Here is a 1,716-nt window from a genome sequence, read left to right as displayed (position 1 = left end):
GGCATCGACGGCCATCCTGATCGCCCGCTCACGCAGCTCGTCGGGATACTTCCTCGGTGCAGCCATGGAGACCATCATCCTCTCGGAGGCGTGGGTTGGTGGTCTCCATCAAACCCGGGCCTTGACACGTCCGGCTCGACGCGAATGCTCCCATGACTGTCCGGTCGCGCCTCGGCACGACGTCAAGACCACCGTCCCTCGTGATCCACGCGCGACCAAGGGCATGAGCGTGGCAGCGGCTTAGTCCAACAGGTCGCCCCAGCGAGTGGGGAAGTGGGCGAGGAGGAGGTGGTCGCCCTCGTCGCTTCGCAGCAGGGCGATCCTGCCTTTCAGGTGCTGCTGCTGACGCAACTCGGGTGCGCCGCTGGTCGCGGCCTGCGCCACGCGCTCAGCGGTGTACCAGCGGTAGCCGCAGTCTCCGCCACAGCCGCAGGCGTCCCATCCCAGGGCAGCGCCCTGGATGGCGATGTCGCGAGCTTGCTGGGGGTTGATGTCGTTGTCGATGAGGCGGTAGCCGCGTCCGCCACGGGCGTGCAAGTCGAAGGGTGCCGGTGCCGGCGGGGCCGAGGTCACTTCGTCGACGGTCTGAGCGAAGGGCACGGAGCGGCGCTGCTTAGCCATAGCGCCGAGTGTGAGTCATGAGCATCGGTGGCGTCCTGGTCAGCGGCACGACCGTTAGATCGTCGAGTAAGCGACCGGTTCCTCGACCGACGACAGAGCGGGTGACGCCCCAACGGTGGCATCGTCAACACCATGACGGGCCCGAGCGATGACAGGAGCTGGCGCGCTCCCCTCACCCGGCTGCCGCTGCCACCGGAGGCGGTGAGCGTCTTGGAGTCTCTGCTGCCACTGCGCGGACGCAGCCGCCGCGGCTACAACCGCCCACCGGACACCCTCGCCGAGACGTGGCAGCCCTCCTCCCGGAGCTTGTTCGTGGACTGGCTGGGCTGCGAGCCTGCCGCCCTGCCCCACCTCGTCGACGACTACGGACTGGTCGAGCACTTCGTCATGCACCCCTTCGAGCAGCTCCCGCCGCGCCGAGGCATCTCGCCGGGGTCCGCCGTGGCCCTGAACGTGCTCTACGTGCCCGCCGACCTCGACTGGTCCGCGCCGGGCTCTTACGCTGCCGCCGCGCAGCAGGGCATGGTCACCGTGTCCATGCTGACCGGCTACGGCGCACCCTGGCCGCAGGTGTCACGACCGACGTGGCAGGTCAGCGACAACGAGGGCAGCGGCGACAGCGTCGTCGTACCCATGGAGACCACCCTCGTTGGGGTGCAACGCAGGCAGGCCAGGTCTACCCGCCTCGCTTGGCCGGCGCCCTCACCGGCTCCAGGGTTCAACCTGATGGTGTGGGCGAACCTGCCACCGGTGCAGGCGGTGACCGTCCTGGTCAAGGACTGGACGGCGATGCGGCTGCGTCCCCTCCCGCATCCTCACTAGCGATGACGCGTGGTGATGAAGAGACGTCGATGACAGCGGCAAGGCCGTCATGTCGCGCGCAGAGCGGCATGAGCGCGCCTTCGCGCGACCAGCGGCATGACCGCGCGTGTGCTCTCCAGGTTGGTGTAGTCAGAGCCAGGGGGTAGAGGCGCCGTACTGCTCCCAGGGCAGGTCGATAGTGCGGGGGTCCACGTCGTAGCGGTCACCGCTGGTCGTGGTGATGGTGAGGGTGTTGACGCGGGCGGTGGTGATGCGTCCGGGCCACCAGGCGGC

Annotated in this window: 2 protein-coding genes; one reads left to right on the top strand and one right to left on the bottom strand. The window is 68.7% G+C overall.

Annotated elements, in window-relative coordinates; translation table 11 throughout:
- Positions 1–240: 240 nt before the first annotated feature.
- A complete protein-coding gene (locus GTR02_RS21585) occupies positions 241–621 on the bottom strand; it encodes a hypothetical protein (protein WP_166609520.1) in 381 nt (126 codons plus the stop codon).
- A 132-nt stretch (positions 622–753) separates the two neighbouring features.
- On the opposite strand from GTR02_RS21585, the gene GTR02_RS21580 reads away from it, so the two are divergent.
- Positions 754–1,443, top strand: coding sequence for a hypothetical protein (locus GTR02_RS21580; protein WP_166609519.1), 690 nt, complete (start codon positions 754–756; stop codon positions 1,441–1,443).
- Positions 1,444–1,716 lie beyond the last annotated feature (273 nt).

This window comes from Kineococcus siccus (assembly GCF_009906795.1).
GTDB classification, from domain to species: domain Bacteria; phylum Actinomycetota; class Actinomycetes; order Actinomycetales; family Kineococcaceae; genus Kineococcus; species Kineococcus siccus.
This window is presented reverse-complemented; position numbering and strand designations above follow the sequence as displayed.

Coding starts and splice junctions, on each gene's coding strand:
- GTR02_RS21585 (WP_166609520.1), bottom strand. CDS start 621: ATGGCTAAGCAGCGCCGCTCCGTGCCCTTCGCTCAGACCGTCGACGAA.
- GTR02_RS21580 (WP_166609519.1), top strand. CDS start 754: ATGACGGGCCCGAGCGATGACAGGAGCTGGCGCGCTCCCCTCACCCGG.